At 38.1% G+C, this 25,301-nt stretch carries 20 protein-coding genes; 10 read left to right on the top strand and 10 right to left on the bottom strand.

Annotated features, from left to right (window positions below):
- The first annotated feature begins 3 nt into the window (after positions 1 to 3).
- Positions 4 to 2,334: an ankyrin repeat domain-containing protein gene (locus tag CH362_RS02820; protein ID WP_244280458.1), complete on the top strand. Its 2,331-nt coding sequence runs from the start codon at positions 4 to 6 to the stop codon at positions 2,332 to 2,334.
- Between the two features lie 17 nt (positions 2,335 to 2,351).
- On the opposite strand, the gene CH362_RS02815 is transcribed toward CH362_RS02820, so the two are convergent.
- On the bottom strand, positions 2,352 to 3,149 hold the full coding sequence (locus tag CH362_RS02815; RefSeq protein WP_100708816.1) for a helix-turn-helix domain-containing protein: 798 nt from the start codon (positions 3,147 to 3,149) through the stop codon (positions 2,352 to 2,354).
- Between the two features lie 135 nt (positions 3,150 to 3,284).
- Here CH362_RS02815 and CH362_RS02810 point away from each other — a divergent pair, with 135 nt between their 5' ends.
- A complete protein-coding gene (locus tag CH362_RS02810) occupies positions 3,285 to 3,746 on the top strand; it encodes an SRPBCC domain-containing protein (RefSeq protein ID WP_244280457.1) in 462 nt (153 codons plus the stop codon).
- Between the two features lie 36 nt (positions 3,747 to 3,782).
- On the opposite strand, the gene CH362_RS02805 is transcribed toward CH362_RS02810, so the two are convergent.
- From CH362_RS02805 to CH362_RS02770, 8 genes are read right to left on the bottom strand one after another with little or no spacing between them, the layout of a single operon-like run.
- A complete protein-coding gene (locus CH362_RS02805; protein WP_100708815.1) occupies positions 3,783 to 4,208 on the bottom strand; it encodes an acyl-CoA thioesterase in 426 nt (141 codons plus the stop codon).
- 1 nt (position 4,209) lies between these two features.
- The gene (gene pheS / locus CH362_RS02800; RefSeq protein ID WP_100708814.1) at positions 4,210 to 5,235 is read right to left on the bottom strand and encodes a phenylalanine--tRNA ligase subunit alpha; all 1,026 of its coding nucleotides are present in this window, start codon (positions 5,233 to 5,235) and stop codon (positions 4,210 to 4,212) included.
- On the bottom strand, positions 5,232 to 6,632 hold the full coding sequence (locus CH362_RS02795) for a UDP-N-acetylmuramate--L-alanine ligase (RefSeq protein ID WP_100708813.1): 1,401 nt from the start codon (positions 6,630 to 6,632) through the stop codon (positions 5,232 to 5,234). The genes pheS and CH362_RS02795 overlap by 4 nt, the downstream gene beginning before the upstream one ends.
- Positions 6,629 to 7,258: a hypothetical protein gene (locus CH362_RS02790; RefSeq protein WP_100708812.1), complete on the bottom strand. Its 630-nt coding sequence runs from the start codon at positions 7,256 to 7,258 to the stop codon at positions 6,629 to 6,631. The genes CH362_RS02795 and CH362_RS02790 overlap by 4 nt, the downstream gene beginning before the upstream one ends.
- Entirely contained in the window at positions 7,258 to 8,370 is a 1,113-nt protein-coding gene (locus CH362_RS02785; protein ID WP_100708811.1) for a DUF4340 domain-containing protein, read from the bottom strand. The genes CH362_RS02790 and CH362_RS02785 overlap by 1 nt, the downstream gene beginning before the upstream one ends.
- Entirely contained in the window at positions 8,360 to 10,297 is a 1,938-nt protein-coding gene (locus CH362_RS02780) for a motility-associated ABC transporter substrate-binding family protein (protein ID WP_100708810.1), read from the bottom strand. Before CH362_RS02780 ends, CH362_RS02785 begins: the two co-directional genes overlap by 11 nt.
- A complete protein-coding gene (locus tag CH362_RS02775) occupies positions 10,294 to 11,022 on the bottom strand; it encodes an ABC transporter permease (protein WP_100708809.1) in 729 nt (242 codons plus the stop codon). Before CH362_RS02775 ends, CH362_RS02780 begins: the two co-directional genes overlap by 4 nt.
- 3 nt (positions 11,023 to 11,025) lie before the next feature.
- Positions 11,026 to 11,958, bottom strand: a complete 933-nt coding sequence (locus CH362_RS02770; RefSeq protein WP_100708808.1) for an ABC transporter ATP-binding protein — start codon at positions 11,956 to 11,958, stop codon at positions 11,026 to 11,028.
- 278 nt (positions 11,959 to 12,236) lie between these two features.
- Here CH362_RS02770 and CH362_RS02765 point away from each other — a divergent pair, with 278 nt between their 5' ends.
- From CH362_RS02765 to CH362_RS19215, 6 genes are all read left to right on the top strand, one after another.
- Positions 12,237 to 13,394 carry an ACP S-malonyltransferase gene (locus tag CH362_RS02765; protein WP_100708807.1) on the top strand — a complete coding sequence of 386 codons (1,158 nt, stop codon included), beginning with the start codon at positions 12,237 to 12,239 and terminating at the stop codon, positions 13,392 to 13,394.
- Between the two features lie 49 nt (positions 13,395 to 13,443).
- Entirely contained in the window at positions 13,444 to 15,024 is a 1,581-nt protein-coding gene (locus tag CH362_RS02760) for a DUF2779 domain-containing protein (protein WP_100708806.1), read from the top strand.
- A gap of 87 nt (positions 15,025 to 15,111) precedes the next feature.
- Positions 15,112 to 16,323 carry an argininosuccinate synthase gene (locus CH362_RS02755; protein WP_100708805.1) on the top strand — a complete coding sequence of 404 codons (1,212 nt, stop codon included), beginning with the start codon at positions 15,112 to 15,114 and terminating at the stop codon, positions 16,321 to 16,323.
- On the top strand, positions 16,320 to 16,805 hold the full coding sequence (coaD, locus tag CH362_RS02750; protein ID WP_100708804.1) for a pantetheine-phosphate adenylyltransferase: 486 nt from the start codon (positions 16,320 to 16,322) through the stop codon (positions 16,803 to 16,805). Before CH362_RS02755 ends, coaD begins: the two co-directional genes overlap by 4 nt.
- Before the next feature lie 13 nt (positions 16,806 to 16,818).
- Complete coding sequence (locus CH362_RS02745) at positions 16,819 to 17,232, top strand: nucleoside-diphosphate kinase (RefSeq protein ID WP_008593886.1); 414 nt, start codon at positions 16,819 to 16,821, stop codon at positions 17,230 to 17,232.
- A gap of 243 nt (positions 17,233 to 17,475) precedes the next feature.
- Positions 17,476 to 17,652, top strand: coding sequence for a hypothetical protein (locus tag CH362_RS19215; protein ID WP_165780219.1), 177 nt, complete (start codon positions 17,476 to 17,478; stop codon positions 17,650 to 17,652).
- 31 nt (positions 17,653 to 17,683) lie between these two features.
- On the opposite strand, the gene CH362_RS02740 is transcribed toward CH362_RS19215, so the two are convergent.
- The gene (locus tag CH362_RS02740; RefSeq protein WP_100708803.1) at positions 17,684 to 21,196 is read right to left on the bottom strand and encodes a nitrate reductase; all 3,513 of its coding nucleotides are present in this window, start codon (positions 21,194 to 21,196) and stop codon (positions 17,684 to 17,686) included.
- 337 nt (positions 21,197 to 21,533) lie between these two features.
- Here CH362_RS02740 and CH362_RS02735 point away from each other — a divergent pair, with 337 nt between their 5' ends.
- A complete protein-coding gene (locus CH362_RS02735) occupies positions 21,534 to 22,748 on the top strand; it encodes a nitrate/nitrite transporter (RefSeq protein ID WP_100708802.1) in 1,215 nt (404 codons plus the stop codon).
- Positions 22,749 to 22,783: 35 nt separating this feature from the next.
- Positions 22,784 to 25,297 carry a nitrite reductase large subunit NirB gene (gene nirB / locus CH362_RS02730; protein ID WP_100708801.1) on the top strand — a complete coding sequence of 838 codons (2,514 nt, stop codon included), beginning with the start codon at positions 22,784 to 22,786 and terminating at the stop codon, positions 25,295 to 25,297.
- Positions 25,298 to 25,301: the final 4 nt, after the last annotated feature.

The raw sequence follows: 25,301 nt of genomic DNA, 5'->3' as shown, positions 1-25,301 counted from the left end.
CCTTTGGAAAAGATTTCTGTAATGCCGCGGGCCTATGTAAAGGTTGACTATAAAGAGAATGTCAATAGGCAGCCTCGCGTTGTTGTAACTCCTACAAGGGGCGCTTTTTTAAAAATTGCTTGTATCTCTCTAATTTTCCTTCTCTCCGGTTCAGAACTTTTCGCCAAAGAAAATTCAGTCCAGAAGATCTATATCCATAAACTCAAATTAGAGAATGGAGTTCCAAAATATTTAGAAAGTAGATTTAGGAACGGGATCATCAATTCTATATTAAAAAATTTTGAAGGAAAATATAATATAGCCGACGATGATTCTTTAGCTGCACTTCTTAAACAAGTAGAGTTAAACCAAAAGTTAAACTGTAGCGACGAGATCTGCATGAAACAGATAGCAGATGCAATCGATGCAGATGAATTAATTTCAGGTACTATCTTTCTTTCGAATAAAGGTTATAAGATAAATTTAAGATCTCAAAAAAGAGATTCAGTTGCACTAACTTATACGATCAAAACTTCTTTCGATCTGGAATTTCCGGAATACCAAATAGATTATTATTCTTCTGAAGCAGGACGAAAACTAATCGATCCAAGATATGCAATCAATTTTGCAGCCGCATTTCCTGGAGTAGTGGAGAAGGTAGAATTTCCCAGTTTTAAGGTCCAAGACGACAAAACAGGTGAGATCAATGTTCTGAATTTCAAAATAGAGGATCAAAGTGCTAAAAGTTTTATAGAAACGATCAGACCAAAACTTTCTAAAGCAGATGATCTAGTAAAAGAAAAACTCTACGAAAAATCTATTCCAGAATATGTGGATACCTTAAATGCATTAGAACAAAGGCTTTCAGATAGATCCAAAACGGAAATGTCGGATTATCTAAAAAATATCCGAGGCAAAATATCTAATTCATATTTCCTAATATATAAGGACAAGTTTTCCGAAATGGACCTATCTGCTCAGAAAGGTGGAGAAGTTTCTTTTTTAAAAAGATTAAATGAGCAATATAAGGATCTTAAAAAAGAATATATAACCAAAACACCTTCTTCTTTTAGATTGTCTGAATTTGAAAAAGCATTAGATGATCGGATCGAAAAATTAAATTTTCTGATCTTTGGTCTCCAAGAGAAAGAAGGAGATAGACTCTACTCAGATTTCGATTTTACAGGAGCTATCTTAAATTATAGATCTGTTCGCAGTGAACTTGTCAAATTAAAATCCGGACCAGAATCTTCTGCATTAAAATCAAGAGTAGAAAGAAAGATTTTAACTTCTGAAACTACAGGAAGATCTTATCTACAAAGTAAACTTTCCGGATTATATCAGAGTTTAGAAAAATCATTTCTTGCAGAAGCATTAGAATCAGATCCGGATCGTCAAAAAAATTATATAGAAAAGATAGGAGAAGGTTTCAAACAGATCCTTGAAGTTTTAGCGAGGTCGGAATTCGTTTCAGAAGAGCAGATCAAGTATTTCAATCATTTCCGTACCAAGGCAGCTCCTCAGGTTGGTAAAAACTTATTCGATCAAGAAACTGCGAACCTTCTTCTTCATGAAGGAATCGATAAAAAATCCAAAACACAGGTAGATACATGCATCAAGTTAGGAGCAAATCCGAATTCTATCCAACCTGAATCAGGCAAAAACGCTGCACAAAGATTAGCGGAAAATGATACGATCCTGATCAGTCCCGATTCTTTGAAAATTTTAAGAAATTCTCTCAAAACAAATCCAAGTTTGGATTCAGACTTTTTCGAATCTGTTCGCCAAAGAAAAATTGATGATATCAATCGATTTGTGCTAAGAGGTTCAGATCCGAATACAAAAGATTATATGGATAATACTCCTTTGCATAAGTCAGCGGGTTTTGGATATTATGAAGTATCTTCGTTCCTCTTACAGATTGGAGCAGAATTAAATTCCAAAAACGGAGAAGGAGAAACACCTCTGCATAGAGCAGTGCTTCATGGTTTTTATGAGTTATGCACTTTATTCTTAAGATCTGGAGCAGATCCAAATGCAACTAGAAACGATGGAATGACACCTTTACATCTAGCAGTTCAATACCCGGATATCACAAGATTACTTTTGCAAAGAGGAGCCGATCTAAACATGAAGAATGATGAGGGTTGGACACCCGTTCATAAGGCTGCAGAAAGTGGAGATCCTGAATCCTTAAAACTTTTGATCCAAGCAGGCGCAAGAGTAAACGAAAAAGATAATATTGGTTGGACTCCTATGGACTGGGCTGTCCAAAAGAATCGATACGAAAATCCTAATATAGTTAAGATCCTAAAAAAAGCAGGAGCAGAATGCCAGGTAAACTGCGTGGAGTAGCTCGGTTATAGATCTATTTAAGATTCGGGAATACTTTTGGAATATTCTTCCGGACTTTTACCTACCATTCTTTTGAAATCTTTTATAAAATGGGCCTGGTCAAAGTATCCCAATTCGAGTGCTAACTCGACCCAGTCCGTATCTTTGGTAATACGATCCAAGATCTCGAACATTCTATATCGATTGATCACCCATTTAGGACTAACTCCCACATACTGGTTGAATATCCTTTGCAAAGATCGTTTATTCATTCCAGAAAGTTTCACCATATCTTCTACTTTTAATATAGATCTATCATTGGAAACTTTTTCGGTTAGCTCGTTAATCCAGGTGATCGTTTTATCTTCTTCTGGAAGCCTATCGTATAAAAAATTTTCTGCAAATTGTACACGATCTGATTCAGAATCTAATTCAAATACTTCTCTTTCTAAAGGTTCTGTTGGAATTCCAAAAACTTCTTCTATTCGAATTGTTTTATCAGTGATTTCAGAAACTGATTTTTTATAAAAAGGATAGAATGCACCGGGTTTAAATTTAATCCCGAATACACTACCTTCTCCTTCTAACCTTTGTGCGAACCTACCGCTAACCACTCCGAAAATTTTAGTATTCTCTTTTTCAAATACCAAATGAACAGAAGGATGAGGAAGATTTTCTTGTACCATTGGTCCTGCTTCTCTCATGTCCCAACGAACAGACCAATAATGTTCTACGAAAAAACTTAAACCCTTAGAAGGAGCACTTCTTGTTAAACTCCAATTCTCTCCTGTAATGGATTTGATGATCCCTCTCGGTCTGTTTAAGTCTGTTTTCAAGATAGAACCCTGGAATTATTTCTTCCAAATTCTCCTCATTTGTCGCGTTTTTACAATCTTTTTGTTTAGTGCTCTGTTATTCTTCTTCCTACAAAAATGGGAGAAGATCGATCGGATCGAACTAAACGAGATAATATGGAAATCAAATACGAAATTTATATAGCAGCTAAACCAGAACAGGTTTGGAACATTTTAGTTTCTAAAGAAGAAAGTAGCAAAATTTTTCATGGATGTGGGATCGAATCTGATTTCAAAACAGGAAGTAATTACGCATACATCGGCCCTGGACTTTCGGGAGATAAAACAGTCCATGTAGAAGGAAAAATTTTAGAAATTATTCCGAACAAAATTCTATCAATGACTCTTTTAGTAGGTTCTGTATACGGAGAACATTATAAAAACTTTGAATCCAGAACAGTTTATAGCTTGGAACCTTATGGTAAATTAACCAGATTAAAACTTGTGAACGATCAAATCAAAGAAGGAGATCCTTCTTACGAACGTTCTGCAGATGGAGGATGGGCGAGAGTTTTATCTTCTATGAAAAGTTTAGCAGAAACAGGAAAACCTTTAGAACTTCCTATGGGAGAAGATTAAGAATATAGGTTTGAGGTATGATTGTAAATGGAGAATTCAATTCCCTTTTTCGAAAGATGTTTTGAATATCTCCAAATCTTCTTCCAAAATTTTGCGGATCCAATCAGGGATCGGGATCGAAGTTTTATTACGATGATCGTAAGATACTTGGACTGTTTTTGCTTTGGTAAAAATTTCTTTGGTTTCCGAATGTCTTATCAAAGAAGTAAAATCCCAAGACTTGTTTCCTATTTTAGAAACACAGGTCCAAACTTCTATTGGATGAAATAGTTCCACCGCTTTGAGCATATCTACTTCCATTCTCGCAAGTAAGAATGGAACATCATAAATATCTTTTGTATTAAATTTTTTAGAACAATAATCCACTCGCCCTATTTCAAAATAAGACATGTATCTTGCATTATTCACATGAGCGAAAGGATCCAAATCGTTCCATCTGGTTTGGATCGGAGTGATAATCATATTAGAATTGTTTTAAGAATCTTAGATTGCCTGAATGTAAATAACGGATATCATGAATTCCGTATTTCATCATTACCAATCTATCAAGTCCGAGTCCGAATGCAAATCCAGTCCATTCTTGAGGATCTAAACCGTTCAGTTTGAAAACATTAGGGTGAACCAAACCGCAAGGCATTAATTCTAACCAACCCGATTGTTTACATACGGAGCAACCACTTCCTCCACAAACCTGACAGTTAATATCTAACTCGAATGCAGGTTCTACGAATGGGAAAAATCCAGGTCTTAATCTTGTTTTTACTTCTTTTTCAAAAACTTTGGAAAGTAGGACTTCCATCGTATAAAGCATATTGCCCGCGGAGATATCTTTCCCAACTACCATACCTTCTATCTGATAGAAAGATGTTTCATGAGAAGCGTCCACTTCTTCGTAACGGAATACACGACCGGGTCCAATGATCTTGAAAGGCGGTTTCAATTTTCTTAATGCACGAACTTGGATCGCAGAAGTATGTGTGCGGAGAAGGTTTCCATTTTCTAAATAGAAAGTATCCTGCATATCTCTAGCAGGGTGATCATCAGTAAAATTTAAGGCACCAAAATTATTAAAATCTGTTTCTACTTCTGGTCCATCCCAGATCTCAAAACCCATCGAGGTGAAAATGTCCTCGATCTCATATTGTATTTTTGTAATAGGATGTAATGTGCCTGGTTCAGCTTCACCCAAAGGACGAAGAACATCGAACCATTCTTTTTCAGATTGTTCTTTAAAACCTTTGGTCTTTAGATTTTCTCTAGTTTTCGAAACAATCTCTTCCAAACTTTTAGAAAGATCATTTGCCTTTTGACCTACAGTTTTCTTTTCTTCTATAGATAAAGAAGCCAGGTTTTTAAGTACTGAAGTAAGCTTTCCTTTTTTACCAAGGTACTCATTCTTATTTTTGTCTAGATCCGCTTCGTCTACGGAAGATCCGATCAAACGATTTGCTTCTTCAAAAATTTTGTCTAATTCTTCCGATAGATTCATTTTCTAGATCCGACCAATTCCTTCAATGAAGGATAAATTCCGCCGAAAGCCCCATTGGACATGGCTAGGATCAGGATTTTATCCTTCTCGAATTGGGGAAGGATTTTCCGAACTTTCTGGACCAGATCCTTGGGGTCCTTGCAGTAAAATGGAAGGGTACCAGAATGTTTTGGAAGTTTCAGAATCAGCTTTTTCACGTCCAAACGGCTATCTTTAGAGACCTTTTTCAAATTATAAATTTCGGTAATCATGGTTACCGCAGAACCCTTAAACGCAAAAGAATATTCCTTTTGAAAAACGTTTCGATGAGAAGTAGCGCTTCTTGGCTCAAACAAACTGATAATTTTAAAACCAGGAAATCTCTGTTTAACGGAACGGATAGTTTCTTCTACCGCGACAGGATGATGGGCAAAGTCCTCGATCAGAATACTTTTGGCAGATTCGAATAATATCTCTTGTCTACGTTTTACACCTGGAAAGGATTCCAAGGCATCCAACAGTTTTTCCTTGGCTTTAGGAATATTCTCTTTTTTTAATATTTCTTCGCAAACCCTGAGAGCAACTTCTGCATTTCTATAATTATGATTTCCGAAAAATCCTGGGCGGAGAAGTCTCTCTCCAGAGTATAATTCTCCCTTCTTCCAAGTGAGAATTGAATCCTTTTTGTTAAATTCAAATGCTTCTGATTTTATGAATTTGGAAGCTTCTCCACAAATTCGTTTTAGATTTGAAGCACCGGCCCAGTAATATACTTTTCCATTTCCAGGTACAAGTCTGAGCAATCTAGAAAACATTGTTTCGATCTCTCCGATATCTTTGAATATATCTGCATGATCAAAATCTAATGCATTCAACACTGCATATGTAGGTCTATAATGTAAAAACTTAGAAGCCTTATCGAAAAATGCAGTGTCGTATTCGTCCCCTTCGATTACGAAATAGTTTCCGTTTGTAAATTCGAAACCAGGAAATCCGTCCTTACGAATTCCACCTACGAATAATCCAGGATTCAATCCAACTTCTTTCAGTAAGTGATGAATTAAGAATGTGGTCGTTGTCTTGCCATGAGTTCCCGCAACCACTACTACTTTTTTTCCAGCAAGAATATATCTTTCTAATGCTGCGGACATGGAAACATATTCCAATCCTGAATTTAGGACTTCTTCTACCTCAGGGTTTCCTCTGGAGATCGCGTTTCCAACTACAATTAAATCTTTACCTTTGACTCTTTCTGCATCAAAACCTTCGGAGTAAGGAATTCCCCACTCTTTTAATTTATCGGACATCGGAGGATATACTCCAGCATCAGAACCGGAAACTTCATGACCTAGACTTCTTAACATAGAAGCCAGGTTTCCCATTGCGATCCCGCCTATCCCTATCAGATGGATTTTCAATTTAATAATGTCCTAATGATATTATAGATGAATACAAAGACTAAAGAAATACTTAAAAGATAAGCACTTCCAAAAAGAAAGAATATTAGAATTTCTTTAGAGTCCACGCCGCTGACTCGTTTCATTCCAATATAAGAAAGATAAACCGAATACAAAAAGGAAATTCCTATCAGCCCTAAGTTAATCGGGCTTGGCAAGATCCAAAATACAGAAGACGCAGAGAATGCTAAAAATGCCAAAGTTAGAACATCCGCAGCAGGATAATTCTCGCCTTTTGTACGATCCACTTTTCTATAAAACACTCGGACCACATCATACTGCGAAACTACTAATAGTAAAACAGGATAGATAATAAGAGAAGTGATCACTCCGGATAATGGATTAAAATCCACTTCATTTCCGAAAACAAGATCCAAAACAATTTTGATCAGATTACCTGCGATTTTAGAAATCGGAGCAAGCACCCAAAGTGCATAATGTAATCTTAATAATTCCTTTCTACCTAGAGAAACATTTCTAAGATACAGATCAAAAGCTTCCGTAGGAGCCCTGAAAATTTTCTCTAAAAGAGAAAGTTTAGACTTTTCTGCTTCAGTAAGTTCTGAGTTCGGCGTGATCAAAAACATTATTTTTTCCGAGAAGTATTTCCTGTTTTGCCTTTAGCAGGTTTTACAATCGCCTTTGCATCTTTGATTGCGTTTGCCGCAGCTTGGATCTGAGTAAATGCATTTGCTATTACATAAACCGGAGGTTCTTTAAAATTAGAATTTATAATTCGGACCACAGGAGTTAGTTTTTTATCTCCTATACTTGTTTCCTTATGAAAACGATATACGATCTCGTTCCCATCGGAAATCAAAACCTTTACACTCGCTAAAGAAAATTCAGACTTCTCCGCGTTTGGAGCTAGAATATTCCCAATACCGAATCCCGCGCCATTCTCATCATCCGGAAAAGTTTCTACCTTTAAACCGGTCATAAATCTGTAGAGATCTTCTCCAAGCTTTGGCTCTAGTAAGATAATCTCTCCGGAAAGTCTGCGCCAGAAATTCTTTTTGATACTATTGGATTCGAACGGTGTATTATCGATACGGATAGAAGTCCCGCTCTCATCTATATAAGAAATTTCTTTTACATATTCCTTATTCAAGGTCAGGATACTTTTTTGACGGAAATCCTGAGGACCTTTTTGGAATCTATCAAACAGATAAGAAGAAGAAGTTAGAATATTACGGATCTGCCCTTCATGCAAGACCACTCGAGTAGAACCTAAAGAATGTTTTTTTCCGATCCTTAAAGTTTTAGAAGTACTGCCGGAATAAAAAACTAATTTAGGAGAGTCCTCTCCTAATTGTAAGGATTCTTTAATTTGAATTCCTTCTAAAACTTCTTCCGTTCCTTTTACTCTATAAGTCGCAAAATCTCTGACGGTATTTTCAGAATTATAACCGCCTTCGTATTCTATATCTTTTCCTGTTTCAGTATCTTTGTTCAATACTGAAAAAAATTTTTCTCTCTTCTTGATCCCTTCTTTCACAAAGATCGTAAAAGGTTTAGAATAAAATTTGTCTCCGGTTCTTTCTACCCACTGTTCGGTAGGGGGATAGTATTCGATACGATCTAAAGAAAGTTTCCAGTATTCTATTTCAGTTGAATCTTCTTTTGTTTTTTCTAATAAGAAGAAGGCCAGAAATAGTAAAACAACAACTAGGCCGAGTAGATAGAGTTTATTTCGCATCTTTCTGTCCGGCCTTTTTGCGTTTAATTACGTAAATGGATCCAAGACCTGCAATGAGTCCAGGGAATAAGAACATTCCCAAAATCCAAACTGCTCTTTTCTGTCCGTCTGTTAAAGAAACTGTTTCGATCTCTTCTTTTTTAGGAGCGATCGCAGGAAGACTAACATCTTGGTACATCCAAGTCACCGAAGCGCCAGCAAGTTCATAGTTTGCTTCATAAGGAATATATTGGTTCGTAATCCAAGAAGTTCCCGAATAGATCACGATCCTGCCCTCGTCTTCTGATTTTGTTTCAGGCAAGGTCGTAGGAGGTGCATTCGGATCTGCAGCTGGAATAACAGGAGCTGCTGCTTTAGTCTTTAATACCAAAGCGATCGGAAGATTTTTTTTCTCTTCTTCCTTCTCTTGTTTTCCATTTCCGTTCTTATCTATATAAACATCTCCACCCGTTTCCAAAAGGATAGAGGCATCTAACTTCATATCAGAAGGATTCGAAGAAGGTTTCTGCTCGAAATATCCTCCGTAAGGGAATACGATACCGGTATCTTTTTTAGAAAGTGATTCTTCGATCGCATGATCTCTGAATGCCTTTGTAAGGATCAAACCTGGAGCCCTACCTGGACTTTGAGAAAGATTTCCCTTTGCAAAAGAATAACCTGCTTCTTGCAAGAGCCAATCAAAACTTTCTCCGCCTCTTTGTTCGATAGTAATGAAAAGTTTTCCCTTCTTCTTAAAAACAAAATCTAAAATAGAAACTTTTGCCTCTGGAGAGAATGGAACAGTAGGTCCTGCTATAACTAAAAATTCTGCATCATCCGGGATTTTAGAAGGCCAATTGTTTTGGAAACCAATCCCTGTAGATTTAAAATTCAAAAAGGATAATGCATCTGCAAAACGAACTAGTTTTTCATTCGGAAGATTTTGGAAAGTCTGAGAATATCTCTCTCCATTCGCTTCTGTGAAGTAAACTTTACGTTCCTTTGTGGTAACGTTCATAAAAGCCTGGACTAATCTTCTTTCCAAATCTTCTAATTCGGATTTATCTTTTACTCCGACCTTTTGTTCAGGATAAGGTCCAGCTGTTGCACCCGCTTTACGAAAACGTATCAAAATGTTTCCATTGGAGACTTGTCCAAATTCAGCGATCTCGTCCAACTCCACATCTGCATTGATAAATTTTACTTTGAATCCAGGATGGATAGAAACCATTTGGCTGAGTAAAATTTCAAGATCGGGGCGAATTCTTTTTAGAGCTAAAGAAGAACTTCCATCTGCATTTCTTGCAGTGCTATCGAGTGGGCGTGGATAAAAAGCGATTACGTCTACTTCTGCCCCTTCTGGAATTTCTTTTAAGATCTTTTTAGCTTCAATGGAGAAGGAATGAACTCCCTTGGAGCTTAGATCGAAATTATGATTTCTCATTACAGAAATATAATTCGCTAATATTAAAATAAGAAGAAGTATCCCTGTTCCGAGGAAAAAGTCTCGAACAAGGCTTTGTTTTCTTCCCTTAAGACTGGATTGATTCTCAAAAGAACTTCTTTCCCATTCTCTTAATATTCCTAAGAATACACTTCCTAATACAAAAAGAACTAAGAATACCAAAAGGAATTCTCTAAAGTTTGTGATCCAAACAGGAGCTGTTCCACCTTTTTGCAAAGAAAGATCTTCCAGATAAACTCTCAGGAAATAAATTCCCAAAGATATAATTCCGAGTCCGGAAGAAATGAGTAAATTGATTTCTTTATCTTCTTTTTTGGATCCTATATAGGATAAAAATCCAGATCCAGCAATGACAGATAAAACGATGATTGAAGTCGCCCATCTGAGCCCCGCACTTGAAAAAGATTCATAAATCGGGAAGAAGAGTAATAATAATACGATCGATGCCCAGGAAAGAATTCTGGAAATTAGATTTGATTTCATCCTCTCCATCTCCTAGATTCCAAAACTTTTACGGTCAGATACAAAAAGAAGATCGTTCCGCTGATAAAGAAAACGGTACTGCTCAAAGGGAGCACTCCTTTTGAAAAACTGATAAAGTGAGTGAATATATGTAAGTGAAATAAAACACTTCTTGTTGCAGCGTCGAATAAATGGGAGAAGTATCCGATCACCCATAGAGTTAACAAGATCGCAATTGAGATCAAAAGAGAGATCATTTGATTTTTGCCCAAACTGGATCCGAATAATCCCACTGCAAAAGTAAATAACCCGAGTAAGAAGACTCCGATAGTTCCGGAAGCAACGATATATAAAGGAGCTTTCCAGAAAAAATAAAGGAACATAGGAAAGAGCCCATCCACAGCGATTGAGATGATCGCACAAACAAATGTTCCGAATAAAAACTTACCTACTACGATCTCCATATCTGAAATCGGAGCAGTGAATAGGAACTCCAACGTTCCTCTGTTTTTTTCTTCCGTGATAGAGCCCATTGCTACGATCAACATCGCGATCAACATTGTACTCATAAAAGAGATAAAAGTAATGATTGTGGTTTCGGTATAATTTGTTCCTGAGTTAAAATTCAAGATCAATACGAATAATGAATTTAAGAACGCAGTCCCGCCTAAAACCAAAGGAGCCAAGTAGGTACCAAAAAATACCCTGACTTCTTTCCAGAAGATCCATTTAATATTTCGAAACATGAATTAAACCTTGTTCATAAAGATTTGTTCTAAGGTCACATCCTGCTTGCGAATAAATTCAGGCAGGATACCGGAAGAAGAAATTCCCGAATATAATTCTTCTTTAAACTTTCTTTCGGAAGAAGTGTTGATCAAGAATGTAGAACCTACCGAATCTTCTCCCACGAATTTGAATGTCGCACCTAACTTGCTTGCAACACCGCTCAAATAGGATTCGGTTTCCGATCTGGATTTTCCGGACAAGGTTACTTCGAGACCAGAAAGATTTTCCATCTCTCTTTCCAATTCCTGGCGATCACATTGGTATACCAATCTTCCTTTATGCAAGAAAAGGAATCGATTACATGTTTTGTAAACTTCAGGAAGAATATGGCTAGAAAGAAGAATTGTATGCTTTTCCTTCAAACCATGAATTAGATTACGAATTTCTACTATTTGTTTCGGGTCCAAGCCTGAAATAGGTTCATCCATGATAATAATTTCAGGATTTCCTAAAATAGCCTGAGCAATCCCTACCCTCTTTCTGAATCCTAAAGAAAGAGTTTCGATCACCTTTTCTTTTACTTGAGTAAGATCAGTAAGACCTAAAACTCGATTCAGCTCGGAAGGAATATCTTCTTCTGAGATCTGTTTGATCCGAGCTGCGAAAGTGAGATACTCACTCACAGTTAATTCAGGATACAAAGGAGGAGTTTCCGGAAGATAACCGATCTTCTTCTTTACATCAATAGGATGTTCGAATGTGTTAAGTCCGTTGAACTCGCATAACCCATCGGTCGCCATTAGGTAACCAGTGAGTATCCGGATCGTGGTTGTTTTTCCTGCACCGTTAAGGCCAAGTAAGCCTACAATTTCTCCCTCTTTGAGTTCGAAATTCAGGCGATCAATGGCTAATTTCTCTCCGTAAAATTTGGAAAGGTTCCTTACTTTTATCATATTGTTTTCTGTCCGGTCCTACCGGAGATTGGAAGATATTTCTAATTAGAAGGGTTTCGGAAAGAATAACCTCATGCGGACCCGACTAGGTCAATCATTTTCCCGGAGAAAGACCGAACCACAAGGTTTTGAGAGATTTCAAGGGAATAAACGGATGTTTAATGGAACGGTCGTTCTTTACGAACAGCAACGGATGGCAAAAAAGCTCATTAAAAAAGAATTGCGAACCCAAGGCTAGAAAGAAAAGCATCTTCTAACGACTTATAACAAGGCATTGTATGGCAGTAGCAAACTTTTTGAATGAAGCAAAAGCTCAAGGCAATAAACTATTTTTGCAATTTGGGGGCCAAGGTTCTCCTTGGTTGAAGGAACTTTCCAAACTTTACGAAACAGATCCTTCTTTAAAAGAATTGTTTGATACAGCTTTCAAAGCTCTAGCAGAGGAAGTTCCTAGCTTAAGAAAAGATATCATCTCTCAAGGATATGATTTCGAATCTTGGATCAAAAATCCAGAATCCGCTCCAGACGAAAACTATCTCTGCAGCGCTACAGTTTCTATCGTAGGTATCTTCCTTACACAAACAGCAAATTACGTCTCTTTAGTTAACAAAGGTTTCGCTACTTCTGAATTAATCGCAAATGCTTCTGGAGCAACCGGTCATAGCCAAGGGATTATTCCTGCAGTATTAATTGCATTAGGAAAAGAAGGCGCTGACTTCTACAAAGAATATACTAAGTTTTTGAAATTCGTTCTATATCTTGGATACAGAGCTCAGGAACTTTATGGAATTTTTAATCCTTCTGAAGAAGTTCTAAAAGGAAACGAAGAGATCGGAGACAAACAGCCTGCTCCAATGGTTGCAGTCATCGGTTATAGTGCTGCTGAACTTTCAGAAAGAGTTCAACAGACAAATACAGAGCTTGGGCTCAGCGGAACTAAAGCAATTTATGTTTCTCTATTCAATACTCCTGATTCAAATATCGTTTCTGGAAATCCAGAAGCTCTTCTTGCTCTACGCAAAAAGTTCAAAGCAGAGATGGATGAGAAAAAAGTAAAATTCGTCTACTTAAGAACTACTGCTCCTTTCCATTGCCCTATCATGGACGAGACTGAAAAAACTGTTCCAAAAGATATGGAAAGAATCGGATTCAGCTATAAAGGTTCTGATCTGAAAATCCCAGTTTATTCTATCTTTGATGGAAGAAATTACCAGAACGAAGCGGACATCAGTTTACCTTTATTCAGAGAAGTTCTGATCAAAGCTCTTTACTGGGACAAAGCAACGACTACTTTTGTTAAAACTCCTAAGTTAGTCGGTATCGATTTTGGACCAAGCGTTGTTTCTCAAAAACTAACCCAAGCAAACTTGGGAACTTCTGAGAACAAAATTTACAGCGCATCCAGCCCGAAAGACATTAAGGTACTTTTGGCTTAAACTTTCCGATCTCGGGAATTTTTCCCCTCGGACAAGAAAAGACTCCGCCATGGATTCGGTTCCTAAATTACTAAGAACCTCGATTCGGCGGTTGTCTTTTCTCTTTCCGGAAACACTCAGACGAAAACTTCTATTCGATGTTCTGGCTCCCTACAGGGAAAAAGAACTTCCTCTCTTAGGAAGATCCGCTTTCCAAACAGGACAATATTGTGAATTACAATTTTGGAAATTTCTAAAAGAGCCGAATTATGAATTCGATATTTCCAATCAGTTCATTTCTCCCAAACAAAAGTCCTTACTCAAAGATATTGCAGGTAATCTTTTTCCAGATGCAAAACATGCAGGATATAAAGATTCAAAAACCAGATCGTATCTAGATTCAAAACAACCTGTCAAAGGCGCTTGTGTTAGAACAAAATTTTTTGATACAAGAGCTGACTTTCTAATTCCTAATGAAGAAGGTTGGCAGGCAATTATCATCAAAGCATCCTCTTCTGCTAAAAGAACTCATATCTCGGAACTTTCTTTTATCAGAATGGTTTTGGAAGAAGCAGGATATAAGGTAAGTTCTACCCAAGTATGGACAGTAAGTTCAGAATATTCTTATACGGGAGCAGAAATAGATCCGAATCGATTATTTCATAAAAAAGATTGTAGCAAGGAAACTTTGGCAAATCTGGGAGATATCAAAGAAAAAGCATATAATCTCCTAGAAGTATTAGAAAAAGATAAAATTCCTTCTATCACCTCTTCCAAACATTGTGATCATCCCAGAAATTGTATCCATCCAGAATCCTGTTATTCAGATTCTCCTCCAGGAGATCTATTCACATTAAGGGAAGGGAAAGATCTCACTCTTACTCTTTGGAATCAAGGGATCCGAAACCTTTCCGAAGTAGAGCCTGATTCTGAATTTACTCATCGCCAAAAGATCCAAGTAGAAGCTATAAAGACCGGAAAAGAATATCTAGATAAAGATTCACTTTTGGCTTTTCTTAACAAATTAAAGTTTCCTTTATATTGTTTGGATTTTGAAACAATCAATCCACCTGTTCCTGTTTATAAGGATACCCATCCTTTCCAACATGTTCCTTTTTTATATTCTTTGCATGTGATCCGAAATGATCTAAAAGAAAAGCCAGAAGAATATACTTATATAGACGATCATGAAAAGGATCCAAGGCTTGGGATCTTAGAATCTCTCTCTTCTCAGATCAAACCAGGAGGGACCATTCTTGCATTCAATGATAGTTTCGAAAAACGTTGTTTGAAGGAATCAGTCCAAGCTTATCCAAAATATAAGGAATGGTTCCAATCCATAGAGCCTGATTTTTCGGATCTAGCAAAACCATTTTGGGACTACGATTATTATCATCCCGCCCAAGGAGGGACCACTTCTTTAAAGGTTGTTCTCCCCGTTCTTACAGGCGCAAATTACAAAGAACTTACGATCAACGCGGGTCATATCGCTAACTCCGAATTTTTAAGGATCAAAACTGAGAATGTCTCGGACCAGGAAAGAATAAGAGTGGAGTCAGACCTGATTGCTTATTGCAAGATGGATACCTACGCTTTGATCCTAATCCTTAGGGCTTTAGCGGAGAAGTTAAACTGGCCAGAAAAATTATAACAAATCCTTCCTGATCGATTCTTCCGTAGGAATTCCAACCAAAATCGGACTTGTCGGGAGGGGTCCAGCGATTTCCCTATCCTTAGAATGGCGGCTCAAAAGAACATAAAGAAAATCGTATTAGCATATTCAGGCGGATTGGACACATCCGTAATTCTTACCTGGCTTAAGGAAACCTACGGTTGTGAAGTGGTAGCATTTACCGCTGATGTAGGCCAAAAAGAAGAGCTCACAGGCCTGGAAGAAAAAGGTATCAAGACCGGAGCCTCCAAAGTTTATATAGAAGATCTTCGTTTAGAATTCGCAAGGGACTTTATCTATCCTGCAATCCAAGGAAACGCGATCTATGAGATGAGATACTTACTCGGAACTTCCTTAGCGCGCCCATTAATCGCAAAAGCAATGGCAGAAGTTGGTAAGAAAGAAGGAGCAGATGCTTTCGCTCACGGCGCAACAGGAAAAGGAAACGACCAAGTTCGTTTCGAATTAGCTTTCAAATCCTTAGCTCCTGAAAAAGAAATTATAGCTCCTTGGAGGACCTGGTCCTTCGGAGGAAGAGCCGACCTAATAGAATACGCAAAATCAAAAGGTATCCCAGTACCGGTAACAGCTTCCAAACCATATTCTATGGACAGGAACCTAATGCATATTTCTTACGAAGGTGGAATATTAGAAGATCCTTATAGAGAACCGAATGAGGATATGTTCCTTCTTACTGTTTCTCCGGAGAAGGCGCCTGATTCCGCAGAATACGTAGAACTCGACTTTGTTGAGGGAAATTGTGTAGCAGTGAACGGTAAAAAAATGGATCCTTACGAAGTGGTGGACACTCTAAATACAATCGGTGGAAAACACGGAATTGGAAGAGTGGATATAGTAGAAAACAGACTCGTAGGAATTAAATCCAGAGGAGTATACGAAACTCCAGGCGGAACAATTCTATTCCATGCACATAGGGACTTGGAATCCATTACAATCGATAGAGATACACAACATCATAAAGATAAATTATCTTCAGAATTTGCTGAGTTAATCTATAACGGACATTGGTTCTCTTCCAGAATGGCCGCAGTCAGAGCATTCATCTCCGAAACCCAAAGATTCGTAACTGGAACTGTAAAAGTGAAACTATATAAAGGAAACTGCATAATCGTAGGAAGAAAATCCTCCGTTTCACTTTATAATCCTGAGATGGCAACTTTCGAAAAAGAAGAACTGTATAACCAAAAGGATGCCGAAGGTTTTATTAACCTATATGGACTTCCTGCAAAAGAAGCTGCAAGGCTGAGAAAAAAATGACAAGAATTGCTGTTTATCCTGGCTCCTTCGATCCTTTAACTAGAGGGCATTTGGACATTCTCCATAGGTCCATAGGTCTATTTGATAAAGTAATCATAGGTGTCGCGGTAAACTCCAATAAAAGTTTTCTTTTTTCAATCGAAGAAAGAATAGAATTCATCAGAGAAGCAACCAAAGGTTGGGAAAATCTGGAGATAGATACTTTCGAAGGACTGACTGTAGATTATTGTAAAAAGAGAGGAGCTAAAAGTATCATCAGAGGACTAAGAGCAGTCACTGACTTTGATTACGAATATGCGATTTCTCTAATGAACAGGAAACTTGCTCCTGACATAGAATCGATCTTCCTAATGTCCTCGAACGACTATTCTTTCGTATCTTCTACAATCGTAAAAGAAGTTGCAAGGCATGGAAGAGATGTATCCGCTCAAGTGCCGGAGCACGTTAGCAAAGCATTACTTAAAAAATTATACAACAAGTAACTAAGGAATAAAAATGGCTAGAACATTTATCATGATCAAACCCGACGGAGTGAAAAACAAACATGTCGGCGATATCCTACAAAGAATCGAAAAAGAAGGATTCAAAATTTTAGGACTTAAATATCTTAAACTTTCTTTAGAAGACGCAAAACAATTCTACAAAGTGCATTCTGCTCGTCCTTTCTATAACGATCTTTGCAGCTATATGTCTTCCGGACCAATCGTTGCTGCTGCTTTAGAAAGAGATAATGCAGTTCAACACTGGAGAGATGTAATTGGAGCTACAGATCCTAAAGAAGCTGCTGCAGGCACTATCAGAGCTCTATTTGCAGAGAGCAAAGAAGCAAACGCTGTGCACGGTTCTGACTCAGATGATAACGCTGCATTAGAGATCAGCTTCTTCTTCAAAGGAAACGAACTGTTCTAATAGAACCGATCCTTTCTTTTATAGACCCGGTGTCCCTAAAAAGACCACCGGGTTTTTTATTATTATCTTCTAATATACAACAACCTAACATTCGTTCTATATAAAGAGCCTTCTTGATCGACGTTCTTGTCGGAGAAAAAATTCAGGATTATAACAAATTTTTCTTGTACTTTTTGGAAATATCTTTCTCTATTTTTCCAACGTAGGCGAAATATAACCACCGTTTCGACCGAAGCTAATAATATGAACGCAGTGACCAAAGAGCAGATCATTAAGCATAGCCGTATCATAGAAAAATATAGAACAAAGGACACTTTGTTCGACGGCTCCCCTGATTGGATGGACGATGTTTTGGAAGTGATCTACTCCCAAGACGATTTTATAGCGGAAAAACCCGATATAGATCTGGATATTGAGTAATCTAATCCTTCTTCTATCTTTCGAAAGTTCTTTAAGCCGTGGCAACTGCTCCGGACTCTCTTAAAATTTTCATTATCTCAGGCTTACAGCTTCCGCAACCTGTTCCTGCTCCTGTCTTTTCAGATATAGTTTTAAGATCACAGACACCATTTCGTATCTCTTCTTCTATATTACCTTTTCCTACTCCATTACAAGAACAGACCAACGCACCTATTGGAGGTTTAAGCGGAGAAGATCCGGTCAAAAGCCTATCTCTCTTATCTCCTAGCTCAATACCGGAAGAGATCATCGCCTTGAATTCTGAAAACTCAGACTTGTCTCCAACTAAGATCGCTCCTACTAAACGATCTCCCTTGATAATACATTTTTTATAACGTCCCTTTCTTTTATCGAAGAATACAATCTCTTCATATTCAGGACCTACCTCATCCATTGGAACATCTGGCAATCTCAAAGAGACCAATTCTAAACCAGGTATTTTAAGCAGATTCGAATGCATCGATCCTGAGTAAGAACCAATCTTATATCCATACATATGCCAAGCTGCAAACTCAGCCTGCTCTTCTGTAGCAGCAACAGTTCCGTACATTCCGGTAGAATGTTCAGCGACTTCTCCTATTGCGTAAATATCCGGATCACTAGATTGTAAGAAGTCGTTCACTAAAATTCCAGACTTACAATTGATTCCCGCTTCTTTTGCTAATTCCAGATTAGGGACTGTACCTACGGCAAACACGATACCATCCGGACGAATACTGGAACCATCTCTGAACTTAACACTTTCCAGTCTTTCTGTTCCATATACTTTAGAAATTTCAGTATCGAATAAGATCTGAATTCCTCTTGCTTCTACTTCCTTTCTTAAAATTTCTCCAGAGATCTCATCCAATTGTTTGGACATCAATCGATCTGTCCTTACGAGAACTGTCACATTTACATGCAGAGATCTTAATGCAGCAGCAAGCTCTAGCCCAAGTAAACCTCCGCCTACAATCAAAGCATGAGTATTTGGAACAAAAAATCCTTTGATCCGATCCGCATCGTTTTTGGAACGAAGGCTGAAAATCCCCAACATCTTCTCTGGAATATATTTAGGGATAGAAGGCCTGCTTCCGGTTGCAATAATCAGTTTATTATAAGAATATAAATTACCTTGGGAATCTCTAACCTTCTTCCCTTCTGGAAGTATCTCTGAAACAGAAATAGATGATTTAACTTCTATATTCCAAGATCCTATCTCTTCTTCGCTAACTGCAGATAATTGAGAAAATTGTTTATCGCCGCTGATCAGATCAGGTAATAGAATACGATTATAAAATGGATGTTCTTCCTTGCATAAAACAGTGATCTCATCAGCTGGAGAGATCGCTCTAAATTTTCTGAGGAAAGCAAGAGTTCCGTTACCACCACCTATTATCAGAATTTTTTCCTTAGGTTTTTTGTATGGAAGAACTTCTACTGCTGAAATTTTAAAACCGGGTTGTTTAGAGAATGGATCAAACTTAGAACTAGTAAGATTATTCGCTCTAGCTTCATCATTTCCATTCTTTCTTCCCCAATGCATAGGTAAAAATACAGTCCCTTGTCGGATACTTTCAGTGATCGTAGCTCTGACTCGAACACTTCCTCTTTCATTTTTAACTTCTACGATTTGGGATTCTATAATCTCTCTTTCTTTTGCATCAATCGGGTGGATTTCTAAATATGGTTCCTTCTTATGCTCTTTAAGTTTTCGTACCTTCCCGGTACGAGTCATTGTATGCCATTGGTCTCTGATCCTTCCCGTGGTAAGAATTAATGGAAAGTTCTCAGTTGTTTTTTCTGAACTATCTTCTGGTTCCACCGAATGTATTTTTGCTTTTCCACCAGGACGATAAAACTTTCCGTCAGAAAATAATCTTGGGGTTCCTTCGTGATCCTTGGAAGGAAAAGGCCATTGCACTGATCTTCTTTCTTGTAAAATAGAATAATCCAAACCCCCAATATCCAGATTTGTACCCTTAGTAAGAAGACAATGTTCTAGAAAAACTTCTTCTTCATTTTTATAATTGAAAGAAGGACCAAATCCCATCTTCTCCGCAAACTCTGTTAGTATCCAAGTATCCGCCTTTGCATCTCCAGGAGGATTGAAAATTTTAGGTAGATACGTTATTCTCCTATCTGAGTTTGTCATGGTTCCTTGTTTCTCTGTCCAACCTGCAGCAGGAAGAACGTAATTAGCAAATGGAATGGACTCATGATTATTTGAAATATCTTGGACAACTACTAACTCTGCATTTCTAAGTCCAGCCTCTACTGTCCTTGCATCCGGAAGACTTACCGTTGGATTTGTACATACAATCCATATAGCTTTCATCTTTCCGTTTTTGAGATTTTCAAACATCTCTGTAGCAGAATAGCCAGGCTTGTCCCGAATAGATTCCACTCCCCAAAAATCTGCTACTTCCTTTCTATGATTTTCATCTGCAAGATTTCTATGCGCAGGAAGAAGATTACATAATCCGCCTACTTCTCTTCCACCCATGGCATTCGGTTGCCCCGTTAAAGAGAATGGACCTGATCCCGGCTTACCGATTTTACCTGTAATCAGATTCAAATTAATTAATGCTAAGTTTTTATTTACCCCTACAACACTTTGGTTCAGGCCCATCGCCCAAAGAGTTAAAAATCCTTTTGAATTTGAGATCAGGTTTGCTGCTTCTCTAATGGAGTCTTTTGGAACTCCGCAAGAGTCCGCATATTCTTCCATACTGATAGAAAATACTTTTTCTTTCAGCTCTTCGAAACCTTCTGTATGCGATTTGATAAAATTAGGATCTAAGGAATTTGTCTCTATAAGACTTCTTGCAATTGCGTTGAATAATAATATATCAGTTCCAGGTATAATCTGAAGATGTAAGTCCGCATTCTCACAACTTTCAGTTTTTCTAGGATCGACCACGATGATCTTAACGTTTGGGTTTGAATTTTTTCTGGCTTCTATCCTTCTAAAAAGAATCGGGTGACACCAGGCTGGGTTGGCTCCGGCAATCAAAAAACAATCTGCAATTTCAATATCATCATATGAAATAGGAACACTGTCCTCACCCAAGGACATCTTATAACCTACAACGGCGGAACTCATACAGAGTCTGGAGTTTGTATCTATATTATTTGTATTTAAAAAACCTTTGGTGAGTTTGTTCACCACATAATATTCTTCCGTTAATAATTGTCCGGAAACATAGAATCCTACCGAATCAGGTCCGTATTCTTTAATTAAATTTTTAAAACGAGAAGCGATCTCCCCTAACGCAGAATCCCAATCTGTCTTTTGCAATTCTCCTGTTTTAGGATTTCTTGCCATTGGATATAAAAGCCTATCGCTTTTATCCAAAACAGTGTGATGCAAATTCATCCCTTTGGAACAGAGCATTCCTTTATTTGCAGGATGATCCGGATCTCCTTGGACTGTAAAACTGGTCTCGCTTTCTTTTTGAATTAATACACCACATCCGACTCCGCAGTAAGAACAGGTGCTTCGAAATCCATTTTCTGTATTCACAAACGATTATTAGCAATTTTTATGCCAACTTGTAAATTTTATGTTCAACTCATCTAATCTTGCAGTATTTACGAATAGAAAATAGGCTATTTTGAATTGTGAGTATTTTAATTAAGCATGTTGTACGATATATGCGTAAATTCTAGGAATTCTGTCCTCTATTCTTTGATTCGATACTATGAGGATTTTAAGGTGAGGTCGAAGAAGGAGGCCTTTATTTAAATTTTTGTATGATTATATCTTAATATAATATTTTTCAAAAACTCTTCCAATAATTTGGCACGACTTTTGCTAAAAGCATATGTGAGCGTTTCTGCTCGTTAACGGAGAGCTTTAAATGAAAAAATTTCGTGAATTTCTATCTATAGGTCACTTTCCATCGCTCGTGAGCTCCTTTCTATACTTTGACTTCAGCTTCATGGTATGGATGCTCCTTGCCGCTTTAGGCGTCTTTATTTCAGAAGAATTCAAATTAGGCCCTGCTCAAAAGGGTATGTTGGTTTCTGTCCCTTTATTAGGAGGAACACTATTAAGGATCCCAATGGGATTACTTTCCGATCGTTACGGATCAAAGATCGTTGGTCTTTGCGGAATGGGCGTCACAATGCTCACTCTGTTGTTGGGTTGGAAATTCGCTCATACTCTTTCTGAAGTGATCCTTGTTGGTTTACTATTAGGAACTGCAGGAGCAAGCTTTGCAGTTGCTCTTCCTTTAGCTAGCAGATGGTATCCTAAAGAGCACCAAGGCTTAGTAATGGGAATTGCAGGGGCTGGGAACAGTGGATCAGTGATCGCTACATTCTTTGCTCCTGATCTTGCAAGAAACTTCGGATGGCATTCTGTTTTTGGTATCGCCCTTATTCCTTTAGCTTTTACTTTCTTATTCTTCTTAATCTTTGCAAAAGATTGTCCTGGAACAATTTCTAAAAAACCTATAAAACAATATTTGGTACCGATCAAATCCAGAGACGCTTTATTCTTTTGTTTGCTGTATAGCGTAACGTTCGGTGGATTCGTAGGTATCGCAAGCTTCCTTCCTATCTTTTTTCATGACCAGTACGGTGTGGATAAGGTCACTACAGGATTTTATACTTCTTATTGTATCTTGGGTGCAAGTTTGGTTCGCCCTATCGGCGGATATCTTTCGGACAAATTTGGCGGAGTTACCGTTCTACTTGGAGTATTCGCTGGAGTTGCTTCTTGTTTGATTGCAGTCTCTTGGTTACCTTCTGTAGATATCATACTTCCTACCTTCATCACTTTAATGATCTTCTTAGGTTTAGGAAATGGTTCAGTATTCCAACTCGTTCCACTTAGATTCAGCAAGGAGATCGGGATCATCACAGGTTTTATAGGAGCATTCGGTGGTTTGGGAGGATTTTTCGTTCCGAATCTATTAGGAAGTTTGAAAGCGATTTCTGGGAGCTTCTCTGTTGGATTCGTAGTATTGTCGGTGGTAGTTGCGTTATCCGCCTTCCTTCTGTTCATGATGAATACTTATGTTTGGGAAAGAAATAGAAAAAACGAATCCTTAGAATTGGAGTCGGCTTAAGCCGGCTCCTTAAAAGGGAAAGGAGATAGATAAAAATGAAACGGAAGTTAGTAATTCTAGGAAATGGAATGGTGGGCCATAGATTCGCCGAAAAAGTCGCTGAGTACGGTGGAACAGAAAAATTTGAAGTAACAATTTTAGGAGAAGAACCTAGAAGAGCTTACGATCGTGTTCATCTTTCCGAATATTTCACAAATAGATCCGCTGATTCTCTTTATCTTTCTCCTTCTGATTGGTACAGAACCAATGGGATCCGCTTACTACTCTCTGAGCCAGCGATCTCTGTGGATACAGTTTCTAGAAAAGTAATCACTTCTGCAGGAACTGAATTACCTTTTGATGAATTAGTTCTTGCTACTGGCTCTTCTGCTTTCGTTCCGAATTTCGAAGGTGTAGATAAACAGGGAGTTTTCGTTTATCGCACTATTGAAGATCTAGAAAAGATCATGTCTTATGCTAAACAAGTTTCCAAAGTAGCGGTACTTGGTGGTGGTTTATTAGGTTTAGAAGCAGCTAAGGCAGTATTAGACATGGGAAAAGAAAGCCATGTAGTTGAATTCGCATCACGTTTGATGCCTAGACAATTGGATGAGGCAGCTTCTTCCGTTCTAAAATCCAAAATTGAATCTTTAGGGGTTCGTATTCATTTAAATAGAGAAACCAAACAAGCATTAGGTGAAACTAACTTTCAAGGGTTAGAATTTGTAGATGGTTCTGTTTTAGATGTAGAGATGTTGATCGTATCCGCTGGTATCCGGCCCAGAGATGAACTGGCAAAAAATTCTGGAATAGAAGTCGGACAAAGAGGTGGGATCATCGTAGACGACGAATTAAGAACTAATGTCTACGGAGTTTATGCAATCGGGGAAGTAGCACTTCATAAAGGAATGATCTACGGACTTGTAGCTCCAGGTTATGAGATGGCTGAGACTCTCGCTTATAATCTTTGTAGCCCTGGACAAAAAACAAAATCTTATGCGGGCTCAGACCTTTCAACAAAACTGAAACTGATCGGAGTAGATGTTGCGTCTTTCGGAGATGCTTTAGGTCAAACTGAACACCTTCCAATTGCTTATACAAATCCACGCACAGGCGTGTATAAAAAATTAGTTCTTTCTCAAGACGGTAAAAAGCTAAAAGGAGGAATTCTGGTAGGAGATGCAGATGCATATTCTAACCTTCTCACTCTTTACTTGAATAACGTAGAACTTCCTGCCGAGCCAGAATCCTTAATCGTAGGAACTCCATCAGAAGAAGGTTCTGCATTAGGATCTCTTCCCGATGATGCAAAGATCTGTTCTTGCAATAACGTTTCTAAGGGAGATCTTTTAGGTGTGATCCGTTCGGGTGCTTGTTCTGATCTTAAAGGATTAAAAGAATGTACTAAGTCTGGAACTGGTTGTGGTGGCTGTATCCCTCAGATGAATTCAATCTTGAAGGAAGAACTTCGTGCTCAAGGTAAAGTGGTTACTGAACATGTATGCGAACATTTTAAATATTCCAGGCAAGAGCTATTTCAGATCGCAAAGGTAAAAGGTATCCGAACTTTCGAAGAGATGATCCGCACTCATGGAATGGGAAATGGTTGCGAGTCTTGTAAACCTACTGTAGCTTCTATCATCGCAAGTATTTACAACGAACCAATCCAAAAGTATAGAGAGATCCAAGATACTAATGATAAGTATCTTGCAAACATCCAAAGAGGTGGAACTTACTCCGTTGTTCCTCGCATTCCTGGTGGAGAAATTACTCCGGATAAATTGATCGTGATCGGTCAGATCGCGAAGAAGTACGATCTTTACTGCAAGGTCACCGGGGGTCAAAGAATAGATCTACTTGGTGCAAGAATGGATCAACTTCCCGATATCTGGAAAGATCTAGTAGAAGAAGGTTTCGAAAGTGGACACGCTTACGGTAAAGCGATGCGAACCGTTAAAAGTTGTGTGGGTTCTACTTGGTGTAGATATGGAGTGCAAGACAGTACTGCATTCGCAATTCGTATCGAAGAACGATATAGAGGGATCAGAGCGCCTCATAAATTAAAATCAGCAGTGTCAGGTTGTATCAGAGAATGTGCGGAAGCAAGAGGTAAAGACTTCGGTATTATCGCTACTGAAAAAGGTTGGAACCTTTATGTTGGCGGAAACGGAGGAGTGAATCCTAAACATGCAATCCTTCTCGCAGCTGATTTGGATGAAGAAACCTGCGTTAAATACATAGACAGGTTCATGATGTTTTATATCAGAACTGCGGATAAACTCGTAAGAACTTCTGCCTGGCTAGAACAATTAGAGGGTGGAATAGAATATCTGAAAGATGTGATCATCAATGACAGACTTGGTATCAACAAAATGTTAGAAGAAGAAATGGACAATCTTGTTGGGACCTATGTATGCGAATGGAAAGACGTAGTAGATGACCCTGAAAAACAAAAGAAATATAAACATTTCATAAACAGCGAAGATTCAGATCCTACAGTTCGTTTCATCGAAGAAAGAGGACAAAAACGTCCAGTAGACTGGCCTAAAAAAGAATTGGTTTCGAACTAGGAGA

Source organism: Leptospira saintgironsiae (assembly GCF_002811765.1).
GTDB classification, from domain to species: domain Bacteria; phylum Spirochaetota; class Leptospiria; order Leptospirales; family Leptospiraceae; genus Leptospira_B; species Leptospira_B saintgironsiae.
This window is presented reverse-complemented; position numbering and strand designations above follow the sequence as displayed.